A 20,462-nucleotide genomic window follows, 5' to 3' on the forward strand; every position below is an offset into this window, starting at 1 on the left:
GGAACGCATGGATGAGCAGCAGCACAAACGATGGATGGGGATAGCAGGCCTGCTGGTGGGCCTGCCCACCGCGGCGGCAGGAGGCACCGGGGCAGTATTGGGGTTGATGGTCGTGCTGGATGGCAAGTATCTGACTGGCGATGAGCACTCGCTGTTGCTGCTCTGGTCATCGGCCGGAGTGCTCGGCCTGCTGTCCTGGATGTGGCTGAGCGGCCTCTTCCTGTGGCGTGGTCGCGCAGGCCTGCATCAGGCGCCGGTGGTCGCATGGATTGGCCTGGTGCTGGGAATACTGGCCGCGCTGGGTGTCGTCGCCGCCACGCTGTATTTCACCTTCAAGGAAGGGGAGATCTCGACCTTGGGCTTTCTCGGGTTTGGCCCACTGCTGCTGGTGCTGGCCGCGCACCTGTTGTGGTTGCGCTGGGGCGGGAATACTCCGGCGTCCGGCCCGGCCGGCTGAGTGGCGGCCCAAGAGCGCATCAGGCGCCCATTCCGGCTTTCGCGCAGGCAGCATTTGCTGCTGGACCCTTTCTCAGGTACCTTTGCGACGCTGCCATGACCGTGGCATCTAGGTTGCCCCCTGAGCCAGGCGTTCCATGCATTGCCCCTTCTGCCAACATGCCGATACCCGGGTCATCGACTCGCGCGTCTCCGAAGACGGCGCGACGATCCGCCGTCGGCGTGAATGCGAAGCCTGCGGCGAGCGCTTCAGCACCATGGAAACGGTTGAACTGAAGCTGCCGGCGATCATCAAGAGCGATGGCACCCGCGAAGCCTTCGACCAGCGCAAGGTCCGCGCTGGTTTCGACCGCGCACTGCAGAAGCGTGCGGTGGCCGAAGACAAGATCGAAGCGGCGGTGCGGGCGGTGGTTCACCAGCTGCGCATCAGCGGCGAGCGTGAAGTGCCTTCGATCAAGGTCGGCGAGTTCGTCATGAACGAACTGCGCAAGCTCGATCATGTCGGCTATGTGCGGTTTGCTTCGGTCTATCGCAGCTTCGAGGACGTTGCCGATTTCCGCGAGGAGATCGAGAAGCTGGAACGTGACCTGCCGTCCAGTACCGAACAGCTGCAGCTGCTGGGCGACGTGATTGCCCTGACCAAGAAGAAGAAGGGCTGACCGCTTCTGCCTTGGTGGGTGCCAACCTTGGTTGGCACTGATGGCATGGATCTACGCCAGCGGCGGTACCATGGTGGCATGAGCATCCCGTTCTCCGTCCTCGACCACCTGCACATGGCCAACGCACTGCGCCTGGCCGAGCGTGCTGCCTATACCACCCGCCCCAACCCAATGGTCGGTTGCGTCATCGCCCACGGCGAACGCGTGGTCGGGCAGGGCTGGCATCAGCGCGCCGGCGGTCCGCATGCTGAAGTGTTCGCCCTGCGCGAGGCCGGAAGCGAGGCGCGTGGTGCCACCGCCTACGTCACCCTGGAGCCTTGTGCGCACTACGGGCGCACACCGCCGTGCGCGCTGGCCTTGATCGAAGCGGGCGTGTCGCGCGTCGTTGCCGCGATGCGCGATCCGTTCCCGAAGGTCGATGGTGGTGGCTTCGATCTGCTGCGCAATGCCGGCATCGAGGTTGCCGAAGGACTGATGGCGACGCAGGCGCGTGAGCTCAACAAGGGCTTCCTATCGCGCGTGGAGCGCAACCGGCCGTGGCTGCGGGTGAAGCTGGCGGCCAGCGTCGACGGTCGCACCGCGATGGCCGATGGCAGCTCCAAGTGGATCACCGGCCCGGCCGCGCGCGAAGACGTGCAGCACTGGCGCGCGCGCGCAGGTGCGATCCTGACCGGCGCCGATACCGTGCTGGCCGACGACCCGATGCTGACCGCGCGCCTGGCCGATACCGAGGTGATGCCGCCACTGCGCGTGGTGCTGGATTCGCGCCTGCGCTCACTGGAGTGCAGCCGTGTGCGCGAGGGTGGGGCACCGACGCTGTACCTGCACGATGCAGCGGTGAGTGCACCGGATGCGGCCGACGCCGAATTCGCCAGCGTGCCCTGCGTTGAAGGGCGGCTGGACCTGGGCGCGGTGCTGGCGCTGCTGGCCGAGCGCGGCATCAACGAAGTGCATACCGAAGCCGGCGCGACCCTGGCCGGTGCGCTGCTGCGCGGTGGCTGGGTAGACGAACTGTTGCTGTACCAGGCGCCCACGCTGCTGGGCGACAGCGGACGCCCGCTGCTGGCCGGCCTCGGCATCGATGCCATGGACCAGCAACGCCGCCTGCGTGTGGTTGACCAGCGCCAGGTCGGCGAGGACATCCGGCTGCTGCTGCGGCCGTGAGGGAATGGCGGTATCTCCGGCGTCGTCAGGTGCCCTCGTCCTCGTCTTCGTAGGCGGGGCACTGTTCTTTCCACTGCTGCTTCCACAGCACGTGCAGGTCACGGCAGTACGCACCGAGCGCCTCTCCCGTCAGCTGTGTTGACTTCGATCGTAGCTTCCGGCGGCTGATGCCGTCGTCGTACTCGTCCGGCAGGACCGTCGGTGCACATCGATCGTGGTACTGCAGGAACGCGCGGCAGTCGTCGTTCTCGCTCAGCTGTGCATCGATGTCCCTGTCACGTAGCTGGTTCGACTCGAAGGCAACCGATGGGCGGATGATGAAGGTCTTGGGCCTGTACGCTTCGGCCTGCCCACTCACCATCAGCGCCAGCAGCATGACGGTAGTCGACGTCGTACGATGTTTCATGCGGTTGCCCCGGTGGAAGAGGGCAACAGCATTGACCATGCAGGCCGCGCAGGGCCATGCAACGGTTCTGAAAGTGCGCTCGCCGTTGCCGCAGGTAACGATGAGCCGAGCGTGGACCCGGCTCTAGCTCGCGCTCACGCGCACTCGTCGGTCCACATCATCTCGGCGATCGGGCGCAGTGCCTTGCACTCCTGCGTCATCTCATCGGCCGACTTCACCTGCGCCTTTGCCTTCAGTTCCTCGGCCATCGCGTCCACGCCACTGATCTGGTCCGGCGCGATCTTCGCCACGCAGGCGCGGTGCTGCTGCAACAGCAGGTCACAGCCCGGTACGCCGGTCACCTTCGGTGCGCTGGCCGCCTGCGCGTCCTGCATCCAGTCCTCGAACGGTGCCAGCGCGCCGGCTACGGTGCCCACCAGGTCATCGAAGTTGCCGCTGTACCAGTAGCCGTTGTCCTTGGCCGGGTACAGGGTGAAAGTGCCGCTGACCGGCAGGCGCGCACCGCTCTGCAGCGCCTGGGTGTAGGCGTCGGTGAACTGCTTGCGCGCGGCTGGGCTGGCATCGTCGGCCAGGCTGGCAGCGAACAACGGGCGCACCTTGCCCAGGTCGGGCAGCTGGCAGCTGTAGGTGATGCGTGCCAGCTTCTGGTCTTCAACGTATTCGTTGTCTTCGATCACGCTCTTGGTCGCGCGGCACTTCGAATCACGCAGCGCCTTGGCATACAGCGCTTCGGTGGCCGCAGCGTCGACCTTGGCGCCGGTGCTGGCCAGTACCGTCTGCCAGGGTTCGGCCAAGGCCTTGGCCAGCGCACCCGGGTTCGGGGTTACCGCATCCTGGCCTTCAAAGGCGGGTTTCAGCGCATCGTTGAGCGTGCGGGTAGCAGCAGTGTCGTCTTCCAGCAGCACGCGTGCATACAGGTCGAAGGCCTGATCGGGCGTCAGTTGGGCCGGTGCCGCGCTGGCAATCAGCGGGGCGCACAGCAGCACGCTGGCCAGAAGGGTACGGGTGGGGGTCTTCATGACGGTGTTTTCCTGTTCCAGAGGCGCGCAAGCCTAGCGCATCTGCCCACACTTTCGATGGCGCGATGCAGCCAGGTGACCGTGTGCAGCGGAAAAAAAACGGGCCCCTTGCGGGGCCCGTTCGATCGCACGACGAGGAGCGATCGTTGGATCAGAAGCTGGCGCGGACGCCGGCCGAGTACTGGGTGACGTCGCGGTACCCCGAGATCTCGCCCACCAGACCCCAGGTCCGGGTGAAGTTGATCTGGCCGCCGACGGTGCCGACCCAGGTGCCCTTGAAGTGGTTGCCGCCATCCATGTAGCCGGCCTTGACCCAACCTTCGGTCATCGGCGACGGCTTGCCACGAATGCCCATGGTGACGCGGCCCAGGTTGGTGTGATCCTTCTGGGCCAAGCGCAGGCCGTCGTAGCGGACTGTGGCTTCGGCGTTCTGGCGTACCCATGCGGCATCGGCGGTGAAGTCCAGGCGGTCGGTCCACGGCATGTGGTAGCCGATGCCCAGCTCCGGCTGGTTAAGTTCCAGCTTCAGCGAATCATCGCCGTAGTGATTGGTCTTGCTCGTGCGCGACCAGCCACCGAACACGTAGACCTGTTCGGCGATGGCCACCGAGCCGCGCAGGTAGCCGCCGTCGACCTTCGGGTCGTCCAGCAGGTTGTCGTCAACCTGGACCTGCGTCCAACCGCCTTCGACGTAGGTGTAGCTCAGGGCGTCGGCCGAGGCCGAGAGCGGGGCGGCGGCCAGCAGGGCGGCCACGATCAGCATCTTGCGCATGGGAATTCCTGTGAATTTCAGTCCTTTGGCGGGCCTGCCCAGCGGGCCGCCCGTGGCGACCTCATGTCGTCCGGGGTGTAATTTTAATGAAAGTTTTACAAATTGCGAGCGACGGCCGTCACAGCTGTGGCATCCGACCCCGTTCAGCCCGGGCTGGTACACTAGCCACGCCGGTTCGCCGGTACACAAACGTCTTCAGGGCGGGGTGCAATTCCCCACCGGCGGTAGGTGCGCAAGCACGAGCCCGCGAGCGCCCCGGCCCACGGCCGGGGGTCAGCAGATCCGGTCCAATGCCGGAGCCGACGGTCATAGTCCGGATGAAAGAAGACGGTGCCACAGGGCCTTCGCGGCCCTGCGCCCGCCTGTTTGCCTTGCGGCGTTTTTCGCTCACTTTTCGCGGAGAACGTTTCTTGTTTACTGGAATCATCGAAGGCGTCGGCCGTCTGGCCGCACGCGAATCCATCGGCGGCGATGTCCGCTTCACCTTCAATGTCGGAAACCTGCCGTTCGACAACGTGCAGATGGGCGAGAGCATTGCCATCAACGGCGTCTGCCTCACCGTCATCGCATTCGACGCCAGCAGCTTCCAAGCCGATGCCTCCACCGAAACCCTGGGCCTGACCACGCTGGGCCAGCTGGGCGAAGGGGCGGTCATCAACCTGGAGCGCGCCATGCGGCCGACCGACCGCCTCGGCGGCCATCTGGTCAGCGGCCACGTCGACGGCCTTGGCCAGGTCCTGTCCATCCACGAAGATGCGCGTGCCCAGCGTTGGCGTTTCGCCGCGCCGGCCTCGCTGCGCCGCTACATCGCCAGGAAGGGCTCGATCTGCGTGGACGGCGTCAGCCTCACCGTCAACGAAGTGGACGATGAGGGTTTTGAAGTCGCCCTGATCCCCCACACGGTAGCCAACACCGCCTTCTCCGCCACCGGCGTGGGCAACGCGGTCAATCTGGAAATCGATCTGGTCGCCCGTTACGTGGAGCGGCTGATCAGCGTGCCGACCAACGGTCAGCACCCCCAGGGAGACGTCGCATGAATTTCGCCCCGATCCCGGAAATCCTGGAAGACATCCGCCAGGGCCGCATGGTGGTCATCGTCGATGACGAAGACCGCGAGAACGAAGGCGACCTGATCATGGCCGCCGAGCTGGTCAAGGCAAGTGACATCAACTTCATGGTCACCCACGGCCGCGGCCTGGTGTGCCTGCCGCTGACCCGCACCCGCGCCGCCGACCTTGGCCTGGCGCCGATGGTGCAGGCCAATACCGCGCAGTTCCAGACCAACTTCACGGTCAGTATCGAGGCCGCCGAGGGCGTCACCACCGGCATCTCGGCGCACGACCGCGCGCACACCATCCGCACCGCGGTGAAGCCCAATGCCAAGCCGGCTGACCTGCACCAGCCGGGCCACATCTTCCCGCTGATCGCCCAGCCGGGCGGCGTGCTGACCCGCGCCGGCCACACCGAAGCCGGCGTCGACCTGGCCATGCTGGCCGGGCTGGAGCCGGCCGGCGTGCTGGTGGAGATCCTGAACCCGGATGGCAGCATGGCGCGCCGCCCGGAGCTGGAAGTGTTCGCCCGCGAGCACGGCCTGAAGATGGGCTCCATCGCCGACCTGATCGCCTACCGCCTGGCTACCGAAAAGACCGTTGAACGTGTCGACGAGCGCGAGATCGACACCGAATTCGGCCCGTTCAAGCTGGTGACCTACCGCGACCGCATCGCCCACGACCTGCATTTCGCTCTGGTCCGCGGCACCCCGGACGCGGACACCCCGACCCTGGTACGTGTGCAGGTGGAAAACCCGCTGGCCGACCTGCTGCACTGGCGCCGTGACGACTTCGGCGTGGCGGCCACCGATGCCCTGCGTGCGATCGATGCCGAAGGCGCGGGCGTGATGGTGGTGCTGTCGGCCCCACGCGACGGCGAAGCCCTGCTGGCCCGCCTGCGCCAGCAGCCGGCACCGGTGGTGCCGGGCAAGGACAAGGATGTGGGCCAGTGGCGCCGCAACGGTGCCGGCGCACAGATCCTGTCCGACCTGGGCCTGGGCAAGCTGCGCGTGCTGGGCACCCCGCGCCGCCAGATCGGCCTGGCCGGGTACGGCCTGGAAGTGGTGGAGACCGTCACTCTGTAATGGGTAGTGCCGACCATGCCCTACCTCGGGTGGGTGCCGACCGTTGGTCGGCACAGCCCTGGGCCTCCGCCAGCCACGGCCGGGGCCCATCCACGCTAGAATTACCCCCTTATCGAGTCCCCAAGCCGCATATGAGCCACTTCGAAGGCGATCTTCGCACTCCCGAATCGGCGCGCTTCGCCATCCTGGCCAGCCGCTGGAATGCCCGCATCACCGACACGCTGGTCGCTGGCGCCCGTCAGAGCCTGGCCGGCAACGGCATCACCGAAGCCAACATCGACGTGATCCGCGTGCCGGGTGCCTGGGAGCTGCCGCTGGTGGCCGCGCGCCTGGCCGCCGCCCACGAACACGCCGCCATCCTCACCCTGGGTTGCGTGATCCGTGGCGATACCCGTCATTACGAACACGTGGCCGACCGCTGCGCCGAAGGCCTGATGCGCGTGCAGCTGGATTTCGGCGTGCCGGTGCTGAACGGCGTGCTGGCGGTGGAACGCGTTGAAGACGCCGAGGCCCGCGCAGGCGGCAGCCACGGCAACAAGGGCGAGGAAGTCGCACTCGCCGCATTGGAAATGGTCAATCTTCTGGAGCAGCTGCCATGAACAAGAACACCCAGGGCAAGCCCTCCGGTAAACCCGTCCGTCGCGATGGCGTCGATCCGGTGCTGCGCTCGCGCGCCCGCCGTCGTGCCGTGCAGGCCATCTACGCCTGGCAGATCTCCGGCGGCAACGCACAGTCGCTGATCGCCCAGTTCGCCCACGAGCAGGCCCGCGAAATTGCCGACCTGGCCTACTTCGAGGCGCTGCTGCATGGGGTGCTCGACAACCGTCGCGACATCGACGAAGCGCTCGGCCCGTACCTGGACCGTGGCATCGAAGAAGTGGACGCGATCGAACGCGCCGTGCTGCGCCTGGCCGCCTACGAGCTGCGCTACCGCCTGGACGTGCCGTACCGCGTGGTGATCAACGAAGCCATCGAATCGGCCAAGCGTTTCGGTTCCGAACATGGCCACACCTACGTCAACGGCGTGCTGGATCGTGCCGCCGTGGAATGGCGCAAGGTCGAATCGGGTCACTGACCCGATTCCTGTAGAGCCGAGCCATGCTCGGCTCACCGTGCAGCGCACGGTTGCGTCCGGCAGTGCGGCGCGTGATCGAACTGCAGCCGAGCATGGCTCGGCTCTACATGAAAGTAGAACGCCCCATGTCCCTGGCCGAATTCGCCCTCATCGAACGCATCCGCGCCCGTACCCTCGAGCGCGACGACATCCTGCTCGGCATCGGTGACGACGCCGCGCTGCTGCAGCCGCGCGCCAACGAGCAACTGGTGGTCACCGCCGACACGCTCAACAGCGGCGTGCACTTCCCGGTGGAAACCCCGGCCTTCGACATCGGCTGGAAGACCCTGGCGGTCAACCTGTCGGACCTGGCCGCGATGGGCGCGCGCCCGGCGTGGTGCACGCTGGCACTGTCACTGCTGGAAGCGTCTGAAGACTGGATCGAGGCCTTCGCCGATGGCTTCTTCGCCCTGGCCGACCAGCACGACATCGCGCTGATCGGTGGCGACACCACGCGCGGTCCGCTGTCGCTGTCGGTGACCGCGATGGGCCAGGTCGGGCGTGGCCAGGCCCTGCGGCGCGACCGCGCACAGGCAGGCGATGACATCTGGGTCAGTGGCACGCTGGGCGATGCCGCCGGCGCGCTGCGCCTGTGGCAACAAGGTGCGTTGAGCATCGCCACCGCCACGCTGCTGGCCGACTACGAAAGCCTGCGCCTGCGCCTGCTGCGGCCGACGCCGCGCGTCACCCTCGGCCTGCGCCTGCGTGCCTTCGCGCATGCAGCGGTGGATGTCTCCGATGGCCTGCTGGCCGATCTGGGCCACATCGCCACGCGCAGCAACCTGGCCGCACACGTCGATGCCGATTCGCTGCCGATCTCGCACGCGCTGCGCGATCTGCTCGGCCGCGACGGTGCGCGTGACTGCGCATTGCGCGGTGGCGATGACTACGAGCTGTGTTTCACCGCCGCCGCCGATCAGCGCGACGCGCTGCACTACCTGGCCGAATCGCTGGACGTGCCGCTCACCCGCATCGGCCGCATTGCCGAAGGCCAGGGTGTACACGTGGATGGCGAAGCCGCCGACGGCGGCTACCAGCACTTCGCCTGAGCGAAGACGCCGGGCATGGCCCGGCGCTACCGCGCTGCTGTGGTAGATGCCAACCTTGGTTGGCGTTTCTCCGTATCGACCAAGGTCGACACCTAACAAGGCGGGGCCTTGGCGAACGGGAACGCAGGGCATTGCCCGGCGCCCCCCTTAAACGTGCGGAACGGGCTTGCCAAACCGGTTATCACCCGGCGTGCTGGGCAGCAGCATGAACACCAGCACGGCCAGGCCGGCAATCGGCACGAGCCCAAGCAACAACCACCAGCCCGAACGATCGGTATCGTGCAGCCGGCGAATGGTCACCGCGATCAGTGGCAGCGCCAGCGTCAGCCAAACCACCAACATCAGCCCGGACGAAACCAGCGCCAGCGATGTGGAGTTGGTGTACCCGGCGATGAAGCCCAGCACGTTCAACGGAATGGTGAACATCATCATGAACAACTGGAACCACCAGTACTCGCTGCGGCTGGCGCGTCCACTGAACTGCGTATAGCGCTTCAGCGGAACCATCATCTTGTGCATCGGTACACTCCCTGAGAAGAAGTGCGAACTATCCGCGCCAGCGCGATAGGTCGGCCATCAGATTTGTTGTAATCGCGAACCGTGCAATACGGAACTGAGCGCTCTTCCGCAGTTCAGAACGCGCGCTGCTCAAGTCGCGTGCAACTGCACATCCACATACTCGGCCAACCCGCGGCAGGCCAACAGCAGCCCTTCGCGCACGTCGTCGCCTACCTGCTGATCTTCATCGCCATCCACGCGCACGCGTTCGGTGGCATGCAGCAGTTCCAGTAGCAACGTCAGGCCGGCATTGGCGCGGTTGGCGCGGGCCATGGCCATGCGCTGTCCGGATGTGCGGCCCTTCTCTGGCCAGGGCTGGCCGTCGGCGGCATCCACTTGGCGGATGCGCTGCAGGCACGCCAATAACGAGGTGCTGGCCGGCACAGTGTTGCCGTGCGTGGCGCTCAGCGTGGTCTCCAATGCGCGCGCGACGGCTTCGGGCAGCACGTTGGCGGCCTCGCCGAGGGTGGCGAACAGGAACGGGTAGTGTGTGGCAGTCATGGCGGCTTCCTTGTGCATGTGACGAAGGAGCCACCCCGCTTAACAGCGAGGGTGGCGGACGGTGCATGGTTCCAATACCGGTGGCTAACGTTGTCAAACGCCGGCGGGCACGAGGCCCCCACGCACCGTCCGCCATAGATGCACGGACAGATTGCCTGCCGACGCCACCCAACAAGGAAAGGGCGACGCCGGCAGGCAAGCGTAAACAACATTTACCAAACGGGATTGGAAGCCCGTGCCACCCGTTGTCGGTGGCGGTTCATCATTTGCACGCAGCGCCAATACTGCCAATGAGAAAAGTTGGAAAGTAGAAAAAATACGAATGTTTGCGGCGACGCGGCGAAAGCCGTCAATGCGTGCGGACCGCGACATCACCTGTAGAACCGAGCCTATGCTCGGCTCGTCACGTGCAGCCGAGCGTGTACCCGGCTCTACAAAATACGAAAACGGATCTAGCGTGGCGCTGGTCCATAAAGGTTATCGCCCTCCTGACCAGGGCGAAGCATTTGAAGCAGTACAAAGGCGGGCCCGACTGCAGGGATCATTAACGTAAGGCACATCCACCCAGATTGTCCGAGATCCCGAAATCTGCGCGCGACAAGCGCGTAGAACGGGACGAGGCTGAACACGATGTAGCCAAACCAAACGTATGCAAGCAGATCGTTCAATCGCATGCCTTCTCCCAGGGTGCCAGGCGGAAATCGGCGGGAGCTGTATGCGGCGATACCGATGATCGACAGGCTAACCATGACCTGAAGAAGAAAGAAGAACCAGAACTCGCGTCGTGATGATCGCCCTTTGAAACAGGCGAAAAGACGAAAGGGGCGTAGTGCAAGACTGATCATATTGAAGATGGATGATGGGCCGGTCGCCGAGCGTATCGACCCTGTATTGAGCATGCGATACAACAAGTTGCATATTGACCCGTCTTCAACGCCGTCGGGCCGATTGGTGAATCGGTCCTAGCGACGGGTGGGATCGCTTGTCGTGAGCTGGATCTTCTCTGACTTGGCAAAGGCGTCTTGGGCGTCACTCAGCTTCTGAAGGTTTGTATCCATGCGCTCGATGGCGGGTTCCAAGCGAGCCAGAATCGATGTGGATTGCTCGGTGGTGTAGCCTTCTGGCAGCTCTGCCATGGTCACCATGATCGAGAACATGTCTTCGACACTCTGCAGTGATGTGAGTAGATGCTGGTGCAGATCCGCTGCCTCGGAGCGATGTGTCATGCGTTCTGCAGCGGTTCGCCTCTCAATGGCGTCCTTGTGTGCATTCTGAAGTCGAAAGCGAAACTTGGAGAGATCATCCCCGTTATCGATTGCTTCATAGAACTCTTCCGCCCATGGGCCGTCGTTCCACGTGTTCACCGTGCCGACCGTGCTGTTCCACGTCGCTACGTTTTCCTCCAGATAGCGGTCATTTGGATAAACGTAGCCGCGCGTATGCGGGCGGGCATCGCATGCCGTAAGAAGGCCAATAGATAGAAGCAGGAAGAGGCTGGTCGCGCATTTCATGTGAGGTGCCAGTGGCTAGGGAAGATGACTGAAGCCTGGCGTGGTTAGATGGGCCAAGAAGTGCTGCGATGCACGACTCCGCGCTCGGGGATCCAGTGGGCCGCGAGTCTATGAGCGGAGACGTGCGGCGCTTAAGGTCAGAAGCGACAGTGGGTTGTTGTCGCGGTTGAATCGTGGGCATCCCCAGAGGCGTGCTATGAGTCATGGCCTCTCTCACGCGTAGGGGGGCGCTTCAGGCGAAACGTTGACGTCGTGTGATCACTGAGGAAAGTGTGGCTCCCCGTCGGCAGGAGATGGCCTGAGGGCCTTTCAATCCAAGTCCGGTGACGAAATACAAGAACGGCGCCGGAATCATCCGGCGCCGTCTTTTCAATTACCTTACCAGCGGTACGACATGCTCAGATTGGCCGTCGCTTCGCGATACCCGTGGTCACCACGCATCACACCAAATCCACCCCAGGCACTCAGCCCGGAGCGGAAATCCACACGCGCACCGGCATTGAGCTCGTAGCGGTTGCGCGGCACGCTGGCCTTCAGCGCTTCATCATCGAACGCCATGCCGCTACTGGCACCGTCGCGGTACCAGCTGGCCACCATATAGGGGCTGACCGACGCGCCGGCGGCACTGCGGCCTTCACCCTGCAGGCGCAGGCCTGCGCGGCCGGACAGGCCGCTGTCGCCCAGGCTGCGCACCACGGTGCCGTTGGCTTCGGTGTGGCGGTCGATGCTGGCATCGGTGTAGACCAACTGCAGTTCCGGCTGCAGGCTTAGCGCGGTGCTGCCGATCTGGCCGATGCCGATGCGGTAACCGGCTTCCAGCGAGCTCTGCCAGATATCTGAGTCGTAGCGCTCTTCGGCCAGGCCTTCGCCCTGTACGCGGTTGCGGAACTGGCCGCGCTGCACGCTGGCATCCACATACAGCGCATCGCTGCTCCAGTTGCCGTACACGCCCAGCGCGCCGCCGTTGACCTTGCCGCGAGCGCTGTAGCCGGTCAGCTGCGAACGCGAGGTGGCATCGGACTTGGCCAACGTGCCCATCAGGCCGAGGCGGCCCTGGCCGTTATCGAACACGCCGATGTCGGCGCCCAGCTGCAGGCGCGAGCGGTCCACGCGCAGGTCCAGCTGGTCTTCCACCGCCGACAGCTTGCTCTGCGTGGCATCCACACGTGCCCAGCCACGCACGCCATCAACGGAGGAGGTGTTGCCGCCCTGGCGGTCGCGCCAGCCGTGGCGCAGCATCTGGTCCATCGCGAACTGGTTGGCCAGGTAGGTGCCGGCTTCTGGGCGCAGCACTGGCGTGGGGTCAACCGGATCTACCGGGTCCACCGGATCGACCGGCTTGCACTCCGGCAGGGTCGGGTCGACCAGGCACGGATCCGGTGCACCACCCAGTTCTGAACGCAGGTACCAGTTGCCGTTGGCATCCTTCACCAGGAAGTATTCGTATTGCCCGCCCACGGCGCGGCCGACCAGATCGAACTGCGCGTTGGATGCACCGCCGATGTCGATCAGCTCGATGCCGCGATCGGTCTTGGCACCGGCGCCGCCAGCATTGAGCACGCGCACGTTGGCCTGGCCATTGGCATCGCCGGCAATCACCAGCTTGTCGGTCAGCGAGGTGTCGTCGCCCAGCTGGGTGTTGAACAGCAGCGTGCCGCCGTTGCCGGTGAACTCGTCCAGGCTGAGGGTGTTGAAGCTGCTGCCGTTGCCCAGTGCGACGGTACCGCCCGCACCCAGCGTGAGGTGGCCGACGTTGCTGTCGCCGGTCATCAGCCAGGTGGCATCGCTGTCGATGCTGGCAGTGGTGACGTTGATGAAGCGGCCGTCGATCTGGGCCTTGTTGCGCAGGATCACGTCCAGCGTGCCATTGGTGACCGTGGTCGGGTCGAAGGTCACGTTGCCGGCCAGCCTGGAATCATCAACGGTGAAGTTGACGTCGGTGCGCGCAGCGAGAGGGCCGAATTCACTCCTGACCAGCAGCAGGTTGCCATCAGCGCCCGACAGCTTGGCGTCGTTGCGGATCGTGATGTTGTAGTCGTTGTCTTCCAGCGGCATGACCTGGATGGCCGCGCTGCGCTGGGATACCAACGTGGAGTCATCAACGTTGAGCGTCACCGCACCCGCCGGATTGAGCTCGCCCCACAGCATCGCGCCCACGTTGGCACCGGTCACATGCGATCCGTTGAGGATGTCCATCGTGCCGAACTGCAGGCGAACGCCCAGGCCGCTGTTGTAGGGCGCAGCCGTGCCAGGATTGTCCTCTACGCGGATCTGCATGGCATCAAGCACGGCAAGGGGGTTGCGGTTCCCTGAGCCGCTGGCCGCGCTGCGCAGGTCGACACCGACGGCCAGGCTCTGGGGCGTTAGATCGGCAGCGGCCACGATGATGGAGCCTCCCGTCAGGCGAGCCACAGTGTCGCCGCCATTCAGCCCAATGCCACCACCGCGAAAATGAGTGCCGACCGCCGTCAACGTGGCGTTGCCCGCGAGCGTCGCTGCACCAGACCTGCTCATCGACGTCACGGTGCCGCCCTCGAGTGTGATGGTCGACGTATCCTCGGCGGAGATCTCGTTCATCGCCGCATCGCGACCGATCAGCGTCGAGCCATTCTTCAGTGTCCAGGATTCCACCGGATCACCTGCGACGACCTCGGCGTTCTGACCGTCCAGATCGCCCGCCAGTGCGGCACCTGCCGACAGCGAGGCGAGCGCCAGCAGCAGGCCCCGGGCCAAGGGGCGAAGCAACAGGGGGCGGGTGGAATGAAGGTTCATGGTCTTGTCCTTTGCAGAGAGAAACGGGCGAGACACTGCACGACAACCGGAAACCCCTGTTCAGCGGGGTGACGTATACGCCTGCGACTTGTGAAGAAAATGTGAGGCGGGCAGTCGTTTGCGAATGCACGTGTCTGGAATGGGCTAAAAGTGTCCGGTCCGGGGAGAGGTGTTCCCATTCAATTAGTTGCAAAGCGTGCTTTGCTGGTGGCCCATGGCCAGCAGCGGTTAAGTTCCGCGTGCAATTCGTCCTTCAGCGCGATGCGCCGCACCGGTGCGTCACCACCTGTACCCCAGACTCAGATTGGCCGTCGCTTCGCGATACCCTTGGTCACCACGCATCACACCAAATCCACCCCAGGCTCTCAGCCCGGAACGGAAATCCACGCGCGCGCCGGCATTCAACTCGTAGCGGTTGCGCGGCACGCTGGCCTTCAGTGCTTCATCATCAAACGCCATGCCGTTGCTGGCGCCGTCGCGGTACCAGTTGGCCACCACATACGGGCTGACCGATGCCCCGGCGGCACTGCGGCCTTCGCCCTGCAGGCGCAGTCCCATGCGGCCGGACAGGCCGCTGTCGCCCAGGCTGCGCACCACGGTGCCGTTGGCTTCGGTGTGGCGGTCGATGCTGGCATCGGTGTAGACCAGCTGCAGTTCCGGCTGCAGGCTCAGCACGGTATTGCCGATCTGGCCGATGCCGATGCGGTAACCGGCTTCCAGCGAGCTCTGCCAGATATCTGAGTCGTAGCGCTCTTCGGCCAGGCCTTCGCCCTGCACGCGGTTGCGGAACTGGCCGCGCTGCACGTTGGCATCCACATACAGCGCATCGTTGCTCCAGTTGCCGTACACGCCCAGCGCACCGCCGTTGACCTTGCCACGTGCGCTGTAGCCGGTCAGCTGCGAACGCGAGGTGGCGTCGGACTTGGCCAGCGTGCCCATCACGCCCACGCGGCCCTGGCCGCTGTCGAACACACCGATGTCCGCACCCAGCTGCAGGCGCGAGCGGTCCACGCGCAGGTCCAGCTGGTCTTCCACCGCCGACAGCTTGCTCTGCGTGGCATCCACACGTGCCCAGCCACGCACGCCATCAACGGCGGAGGTGTTGCCGCCCTGGCGGTCGCGCCAGCCATGGCGCAGCATCTGGTCCATCGCAAACTGGTTGGCCAGGTACGCGCCGGCTTCCGGGCGCAGCACCGGGATGGGAGTGCCCGGGTCGATTGGATCAATCGGATCCACGGGATCAACCGGATCAATGGGATCAACCGGTTGGCACTGCGGCAGTGTGGGGTCGGTATCACACGGATCTGGACCGACGGGAACCTCCGAACGCAGGTACCAGCCGCCATCGGTCGCGTCCTTGAACAGGAAGTACTCGTACTGTCCGCCCACCGCACGGCCCTGCAGGTCGAACTGCGCATTGGACGCACCGCCCACGCGGATCAGTTCGATGCCCTTGTCGGTCTTCGCGCCCGCACCACCGGCATTGAGCACACGCACGTTGGCCTGGCCGTTGGCATCGCCCTTGATGATCAGTCTGTCGGTGGCCGAGCTATCGTCACCCAACTGGGTGTTGAACAGCAGGGTGCCGCCGGCGCCGTCGAAGGTGTCCACGGTGAGGTCGTTGAACGTGCTGCCATTGCCCAGCGCCACGGTGCCAGTGCCGCCCAGCATGAAATGGCCCACATTGCTGTCGCCGGTCATCGACCACGTACTGCCACTGTCGATGTCGGCCGAGGTGACGTTGACGAAGCGGCCATATAGCCGAGCCCTGTTGCGCAGGATCACGTTCAACGTGCCGTTGGTGACGGTGGAGGGATCGAGCGTGATATTGCCGGCCACGCGCGAATCATCAATGGTGAAGTTGACGTCGGTGCGGGCGCTGCTGGCCGCGCCCTGGCTGGCCACCAGCAGGAGGTTCCCATCACCGCCGGCCAGGGTGGAACCGTTGGATACGGTGATGTCGTAGGTATTGGCGAACTGCGGCAGCACACGGATGGCCGCACCCCGCCGCGCACGGATTTCAGAGTCGTCGATGCGCAGGCGGATAGGGGTGGTCGTGCCATCAGCCCCCCACAGCATCGCCCCAACGTTGGCCGCCTCGATGGACGACCCATCAAGGATGTCCATGTTGCCAAGCATCAAGCGCACCCCCAGGCCACTGCTGGCATCCGTGCCGCCGGGCACATCTTCTACGCGGATGTACATCGTCTCGATGACGGCGGAGGGCGCATCGGTACCGGCACCTGTGGCTCCGCTGGCAAGATCGACGCCGATGGAGCGGTCTGTCGCTGCGGTCAGGTGGCTGGCATCGATGACGATCGAGGCCTGCGCGAGGTGCGCACTGGCTGCCCCCTGCAGCGCAATGCCGCCACCCTTGAAATGCGTTGCGCGTGTGCTCAGCCGTGCCGCGTCCGTCAGCGCCACCGCCGCCGTCACACCGCTGCCGGCAGCAACGCTGACGGCACCACCGAGCAGGTCGATTCCGGAGGTGTCAGCGGCGGAAATCTGATGCATCACCGCGTTCTGGCCGACCAGCTTGGAGCCATTCTTCAGTGTCCACGCTTCCACCGGATCACCTGCACGAACGTGGGCCGTCTGGCCATCGAGATCGCCTGCCAGGGCGGTGCCCGTCGACAGCGCGGAAAGCGCCAGCAGCAGACTGCGGGCCAGCGGGCATAGCGATGGGGAGCAAGTGGAATGAGGGTTCATGGTCGTGTCCCTGGCAGGCGTGGAATGGGGCTGATTACGAATGCGTGTGTCTGGAATGGCCTCAAGTGTCCGTTCTGGGTAGAGGTGTTCCCATGCAATTAGTTGCAAAGCGTTCCTGGCTGCCCGCTCCCTGAGGGACGCCGTTAAGGAACCGGCGGTGGATGCGTGTCCTCCGTCATCGGGACGCGGGCGCAGTTGCAATGGATTCGATGGCGAGGCGTTGGCGGTGTCGGGAGCATGTGGCCTCCCTCAAGGAGACCTCGCATGCGCTTTGCTTCCCCTTCCCATCATCCCCTCGCGATCGCCCTGGCGGGTGCGCTGTGCGTCTCACCCGGCGCCGAGGCTCAGCAGGTAGTGGCCGATGGCACCAGTGAAACCCCCGCTGGCGGCAGCTATTCCACCACCGCTGGCGACGAGCACGCCTTCCATGTTCTCAATGGCGGCCGCATCACTGCCAATGACGCGGTGGTGCTGGCCACCGAGGGAAATGCGGCTGCTGGCATCCGCGTGGAAGGCACTGGCAGCAGCCTGTACGTTGCCGATGCCACCATCACCACCCGTGGCGACAATGCAGCAGGCGCGTCCATTTCAGGCACTGACGGTGCGATCCAGATCGCCAAGGTCAGCATCGAGACACAGGGTTCAGCCAGCCACGGCCTGAGCGTTGCAGGTGCTACTGCCAGCGTTGGCCATGCAGACGTTCTTACCCGCGGCAACGGTTCGCACGGTGTGACGGTCGGTGGCGGCGGTACTGTGGAGCTGAGTGGCGGTACCGTCACCACGGAAGGAAGCAATGCCAATGCGGTGCTTGCCAGTGGTGCGGGCAGCACGGCACGGATCGCAGGCAGTACGCTGGTCAACCGCAGCGCAGGCACCTACGTCGCATTGGCCAATTCGGGTGCCGCCCTGCATCTGCAGGACGCACACGTTAGCCATGAAGGGGCGACGGGATTTGGCGTCGCCATCCACGCAGGCAGTACCGGTGAGCTGCGCAATGTGCACATCACGATGCAGGGACTGGGCACCGGGTTGGCAGGTGGCGGTGACGTCGCGATGCTGGGTGGTTCCGTTGTCGCGGCTGCAGCAGGGAGCACGGCTGTGGTTGCCCGTGGCGGGAGCATGCGGCTGGAATCGGTGGACGTTCGTGGTGATTACGGCATCAGCGCCAGCGGCGGAGCGCGGCTGGAACTGGTGGGCAGTCGCGTGCGTGCGGCGAACGGGGTGTTGCAGATATCAGGGCTGGGGACGACTGCACATGTGCAGGGATCCGAGCTGCTGGGTGACGGAGGAGCGGCCACGATTGCAGTCCATGACTCGGCCGTGCTGGATCTCCTGCACAGTGTTGTCCGCAGCGAAGGTGCCAATCGGGTTGGCATCGACAATCGCGGCGGCGCGGTGACGCTGGAGGGCGCGCAGGTCCATACCACCGGCGTGTCCAGCCACGCGCTGTACGCGGAGGCCAGTGGTCCGGTGCGCCCTCGCATCGATGCCGGTGAAACCTTGCTCAGCACGACCGGCGACAACGCCATCGGGGCTGTTGCACGGAAGGGGGGCAGCATCCATCTGGTGGACAGTGTCGTGCTGACCACCGGAGATGGCGCCCACGGCGTGCTGTCCGGGGGTGTCGGCGAAATGACGCTGAACAACACCCATGTCCGCACCGAAGGCGAGCGCGCGTGGGCAGCGGTGATCAATGACAACGGTCGTATGCAAATCGATGGCGGTTCGCTGGTGAGCGCCCAGCATGGCGGTGTATGGCTGCGCAGCAGCCGCGACCTGGGCCTGACCCTGTCCAATGGCGCGCTGGTATCGGGCGGCAACGGCATCGCGCTGGCACTGGATGCCGCAGTTGCCGGACGTTTCGATGTAGTGCTGGAGGGTCGCTCGCAGATGGAGGGCGACATCGTCATCACCCCGGAGGACGAGGACGCAGGCCTGCCACCACAGTCGGATGTCCATGTACGGCTGGCGGATGGATCGCTGTGGCAGGGTTCGTCGGATCTGGTGCAGACGATGGCGATCGAGAGCGGCAGCCAGTGGACACTGACCGGTGATGCCACGGTAGGCGAACTGCAGGTGCTCAACAGTGGCGTGGCATTGTCCGACGGCACCGGTCGCTTCAACACGCTTACCGTGGACGGCGACCTGCACAGCGAGGGGGCCACGTTCCTGTTCCAAGGGGCGATGGCCGGCGATGACAGCGCGATGGACCGCCTGCACGTGCGCGGCGACACCTCCGGCGATGCGCTGATCGCGGTGAAGAACATCGGTGGGCTGGGTGCGCAGACGAAGGATGGCATCCAACTGATCGAGATCGACGGCGCATCACTGGCGAGCTACGCACTGAGCGGCCGCGCGGTGGGCGGATCGTACGAGTACTTCCTGTTCCAGGGCGGCCTGGCCGATCCTACCGATGGCAACTGGTACCTGCGTTCTCAGTGGTTCGATGCTTGCGGGAACGACCCGGCAGCGCCGGGATGCGTGGTCGATCCGGGCCCGGATCCGATCGACCCGACGGATCCCGTCGATCCGGTGGATCCAATCAATCCGATTCTGCCTCCGCCGGTACTGCGCCCGGAAGCCGGTGCCTATCTGGCAAACCAGTCGGCAGCCATCAACATGTTTTCCCATCGTATGAACGACCGTATCGGGGCCGTCTCGCTGGATGAAGGCCGTGCCGCGTGGGCGCGCGTGGGCCGGCAGCAGGCGGACTTCAGCGCGGTCGGCGGTCAGCTGTCGATCGACGGCAACATCTCGGTGCTGCAGATCGGCAGTGACCTGGTTCGCCGAGGCAATGCAGCGTTCGGCGTGATGTTGGGCACGGGGCGTGCTGACAGCAGTGCAGTGTCCGATCTGACCGGCTACAGCGCCAAGGGGCGGGTGCGTGGCAGCGCGGTGGGTGTGTACGGCACCTGGTTGCAGGCGGCTGACGGCACGCAGGGTGCGTACATCGATGCGAACCTGCAGTACGGCCGTTTCGATAACCGGGTGCAGGGCGTCGGCCTGGAGCCGGAGCACTACGATTCGCGCATGGCCAGTGTGTCGCTGGAGACCGGCTACACCTTCAACGTGTGGCAGGGCAGCGCCAGCGCACTGTATGTGCAGCCGCAGCTGCAGCTGAGCCATGTTGATTTCCGTGCCGATCGCCACGTGGAGAGCAACGGCACGGTGATCGACCATGCCGACGCCGGTGGCCTGAACGGGCGCCTGGGCGTGCGTGTGTTTGGCCATGGCACTGCGGCCGACAATGCCCTGCAGCCGTACCTGGGCGTGAACTGGCTGCGTGGCAGCGGCACCAGCACGTTGCAGTTCAACGGTGACATGCTGGGCGCTGACGTGCCGCGCAACCGCTACGAGGTGCAGGCCGGTGCCGAGCTGAAGCTGGGCCAGCGCTGGGGGGCGTGGGGTGGCGTGAGCGTGCAGCGCGGCGACCGTGGCTATCGCAATGTGGGTGGCCAAGTGGGTTTGCGCATGGCCTGGTAAGTGGGCGTGCAGCGGGGTCGGATCCCATTGCCTGGGCAAGGCCATCCGACCTCGGATTCTCCCAGGCGATATCTGGCATCAGCGACATCGTTCTTTGCCGCAATCGACTGGGATCGGGCGCAATTTCCAACTTGTTGCATTCAAACGCCTGGGTT

At 65.1% G+C, this 20,462-nt stretch carries 17 protein-coding genes and 1 riboswitch; of the genes, 9 read left to right on the forward strand and 8 right to left on the reverse strand.

The annotated features are described in order from the left end of the window. The first annotated feature begins 7 nt into the window (after nt 1-7). From Q9Q79_RS03020 to ribD, 3 genes are all read left to right on the forward strand, one after another. Nucleotides 8-457, forward strand: coding sequence for a hypothetical protein (locus Q9Q79_RS03020; RefSeq protein ID WP_049397456.1), 450 nt, complete (start codon nt 8-10; stop codon nt 455-457). 136 nt (nt 458-593) lie between these two features. After that, nucleotides 594-1,115 carry a transcriptional regulator NrdR gene (gene nrdR, locus Q9Q79_RS03025; protein ID WP_049397400.1) on the forward strand — a complete coding sequence of 174 codons (522 nt, stop codon included), beginning with the start codon at nt 594-596 and terminating at the stop codon, nt 1,113-1,115. 78 nt (nt 1,116-1,193) lie between these two features. Beyond that, entirely contained in the window at nt 1,194-2,279 is a 1,086-nt protein-coding gene (gene ribD / locus Q9Q79_RS03030) for a bifunctional diaminohydroxyphosphoribosylaminopyrimidine deaminase/5-amino-6-(5-phosphoribosylamino)uracil reductase RibD (protein WP_201862219.1), read from the forward strand. A 25-nt stretch (nt 2,280-2,304) separates the two neighbouring features. Here the strand turns inward: ribD and Q9Q79_RS03035 are convergent, their stop codons facing one another. From Q9Q79_RS03035 to Q9Q79_RS03045, 3 genes are all read right to left on the reverse strand, one after another. Continuing rightward, nucleotides 2,305-2,685, reverse strand: a complete 381-nt coding sequence (locus Q9Q79_RS03035) for a hypothetical protein (protein ID WP_236672543.1) — start codon at nt 2,683-2,685, stop codon at nt 2,305-2,307. Between the two features lie 134 nt (nt 2,686-2,819). Beyond that, nucleotides 2,820-3,704: a hypothetical protein gene (locus Q9Q79_RS03040; protein WP_201862211.1), complete on the reverse strand. Its 885-nt coding sequence runs from the start codon at nt 3,702-3,704 to the stop codon at nt 2,820-2,822. A gap of 151 nt (nt 3,705-3,855) precedes the next feature. Then, entirely contained in the window at nt 3,856-4,476 is a 621-nt protein-coding gene (locus Q9Q79_RS03045; RefSeq protein ID WP_201862209.1) for a hypothetical protein, read from the reverse strand. Nucleotides 4,477-4,663: 187 nt separating this feature from the next. After that, nucleotides 4,664-4,809, forward strand: a riboswitch (FMN riboswitch). 77 nt (nt 4,810-4,886) lie between these two features. Here Q9Q79_RS03045 and Q9Q79_RS03050 point away from each other — a divergent pair. The 5 genes from Q9Q79_RS03050 (at nt 4,887) to thiL (ending at nt 8,773) form a co-directional block, all read left to right on the forward strand. After that, entirely contained in the window at nt 4,887-5,513 is a 627-nt protein-coding gene (locus Q9Q79_RS03050) for a riboflavin synthase (RefSeq protein ID WP_021204341.1), read from the forward strand. Further along, nucleotides 5,510-6,610, forward strand: coding sequence for a 3,4-dihydroxy-2-butanone-4-phosphate synthase (ribB, locus tag Q9Q79_RS03055; RefSeq protein ID WP_201862208.1), 1,101 nt, complete (start codon nt 5,510-5,512; stop codon nt 6,608-6,610). The genes Q9Q79_RS03050 and ribB overlap by 4 nt, the downstream gene beginning before the upstream one ends. Before the next feature lie 131 nt (nt 6,611-6,741). Then, a complete protein-coding gene (ribH, locus tag Q9Q79_RS03060; RefSeq protein WP_005408061.1) occupies nt 6,742-7,209 on the forward strand; it encodes a 6,7-dimethyl-8-ribityllumazine synthase in 468 nt (155 codons plus the stop codon). Next, the gene (gene nusB, locus Q9Q79_RS03065; RefSeq protein WP_005408062.1) at nt 7,206-7,685 is read left to right on the forward strand and encodes a transcription antitermination factor NusB; all 480 of its coding nucleotides are present in this window, start codon (nt 7,206-7,208) and stop codon (nt 7,683-7,685) included. The genes ribH and nusB overlap by 4 nt, the downstream gene beginning before the upstream one ends. Nucleotides 7,686-7,810: 125 nt before the next feature. After that, complete coding sequence (gene thiL / locus Q9Q79_RS03070; RefSeq protein WP_201862206.1) at nt 7,811-8,773, forward strand: thiamine-phosphate kinase; 963 nt, start codon at nt 7,811-7,813, stop codon at nt 8,771-8,773. 147 nt (nt 8,774-8,920) lie between these two features. Here the strand turns inward: thiL and Q9Q79_RS03075 are convergent, their stop codons facing one another. From Q9Q79_RS03075 to Q9Q79_RS03095, 5 genes are all read right to left on the reverse strand, one after another. After that, on the reverse strand, nt 8,921-9,292 hold the full coding sequence (locus Q9Q79_RS03075; RefSeq protein ID WP_134731592.1) for a DUF805 domain-containing protein: 372 nt from the start codon (nt 9,290-9,292) through the stop codon (nt 8,921-8,923). Between the two features lie 129 nt (nt 9,293-9,421). Beyond that, nucleotides 9,422-9,832, reverse strand: coding sequence for a hypothetical protein (locus tag Q9Q79_RS03080; RefSeq protein ID WP_021204584.1), 411 nt, complete (start codon nt 9,830-9,832; stop codon nt 9,422-9,424). Nucleotides 9,833-10,794: 962 nt separating this feature from the next. Continuing rightward, nucleotides 10,795-11,343, reverse strand: a complete 549-nt coding sequence (locus Q9Q79_RS03085) for a hypothetical protein (protein WP_109815038.1) — start codon at nt 11,341-11,343, stop codon at nt 10,795-10,797. A 378-nt stretch (nt 11,344-11,721) separates the two neighbouring features. Next, nucleotides 11,722-14,115, reverse strand: a complete 2,394-nt coding sequence (locus Q9Q79_RS03090; protein ID WP_201862205.1) for an autotransporter outer membrane beta-barrel domain-containing protein — start codon at nt 14,113-14,115, stop codon at nt 11,722-11,724. A gap of 279 nt (nt 14,116-14,394) precedes the next feature. Continuing rightward, nucleotides 14,395-16,824: an autotransporter outer membrane beta-barrel domain-containing protein gene (locus Q9Q79_RS03095; RefSeq protein ID WP_201862204.1), complete on the reverse strand. Its 2,430-nt coding sequence runs from the start codon at nt 16,822-16,824 to the stop codon at nt 14,395-14,397. A 264-nt stretch (nt 16,825-17,088) separates the two neighbouring features. Here Q9Q79_RS03095 and Q9Q79_RS03100 point away from each other — a divergent pair, with 264 nt between their 5' ends. Further along, entirely contained in the window at nt 17,089-20,307 is a 3,219-nt protein-coding gene (locus Q9Q79_RS03100; RefSeq protein WP_286245286.1) for an autotransporter outer membrane beta-barrel domain-containing protein, read from the forward strand. The last annotated feature ends 155 nt before the right edge of the window (nt 20,308-20,462 follow it).

Origin of the sequence: Stenotrophomonas sp. a6, from assembly GCF_030913325.1 — a bacterium.
GTDB lineage: Bacteria > Pseudomonadota > Gammaproteobacteria > Xanthomonadales > Xanthomonadaceae > Stenotrophomonas > Stenotrophomonas maltophilia.

Bases quoted from the DNA above. Each gene is read 5' to 3' on its own strand.
- Q9Q79_RS03040 (WP_201862211.1), bottom strand. From the start codon at position 3,704: ATGAAGACCCCCACCCGTACCCTTCTGGCCAGCGTGCTGCTGTGCGCC.
- thiL (WP_201862206.1), top strand. From the start codon at position 7,811: ATGTCCCTGGCCGAATTCGCCCTCATCGAACGCATCCGCGCCCGTACC.
- Q9Q79_RS03035 (WP_236672543.1), bottom strand. From the start codon at position 2,685: ATGAAACATCGTACGACGTCGACTACCGTCATGCTGCTGGCGCTGATG.
- nrdR (WP_049397400.1), top strand. From the start codon at position 594: ATGCATTGCCCCTTCTGCCAACATGCCGATACCCGGGTCATCGACTCG.
- ribB (WP_201862208.1), top strand. From the start codon at position 5,510: ATGAATTTCGCCCCGATCCCGGAAATCCTGGAAGACATCCGCCAGGGC.
- Q9Q79_RS03085 (WP_109815038.1), bottom strand. From the start codon at position 11,343: ATGAAATGCGCGACCAGCCTCTTCCTGCTTCTATCTATTGGCCTTCTT.
- Q9Q79_RS03090 (WP_201862205.1), bottom strand. From the start codon at position 14,115: ATGAACCTTCATTCCACCCGCCCCCTGTTGCTTCGCCCCTTGGCCCGG.
- Q9Q79_RS03075 (WP_134731592.1), bottom strand. From the start codon at position 9,292: ATGCACAAGATGATGGTTCCGCTGAAGCGCTATACGCAGTTCAGTGGA.
- ribH (WP_005408061.1), top strand. From the start codon at position 6,742: ATGAGCCACTTCGAAGGCGATCTTCGCACTCCCGAATCGGCGCGCTTC.
- nusB (WP_005408062.1), top strand. From the start codon at position 7,206: ATGAACAAGAACACCCAGGGCAAGCCCTCCGGTAAACCCGTCCGTCGC.
- Q9Q79_RS03045 (WP_201862209.1), bottom strand. From the start codon at position 4,476: ATGCGCAAGATGCTGATCGTGGCCGCCCTGCTGGCCGCCGCCCCGCTC.
- Q9Q79_RS03080 (WP_021204584.1), bottom strand. From the start codon at position 9,832: ATGACTGCCACACACTACCCGTTCCTGTTCGCCACCCTCGGCGAGGCC.
- Q9Q79_RS03020 (WP_049397456.1), top strand. From the start codon at position 8: ATGGATGAGCAGCAGCACAAACGATGGATGGGGATAGCAGGCCTGCTG.
- ribD (WP_201862219.1), top strand. From the start codon at position 1,194: ATGAGCATCCCGTTCTCCGTCCTCGACCACCTGCACATGGCCAACGCA.
- Q9Q79_RS03095 (WP_201862204.1), bottom strand. From the start codon at position 16,824: ATGAACCCTCATTCCACTTGCTCCCCATCGCTATGCCCGCTGGCCCGC.
- Q9Q79_RS03100 (WP_286245286.1), top strand. From the start codon at position 17,089: ATGCGCTTTGCTTCCCCTTCCCATCATCCCCTCGCGATCGCCCTGGCG.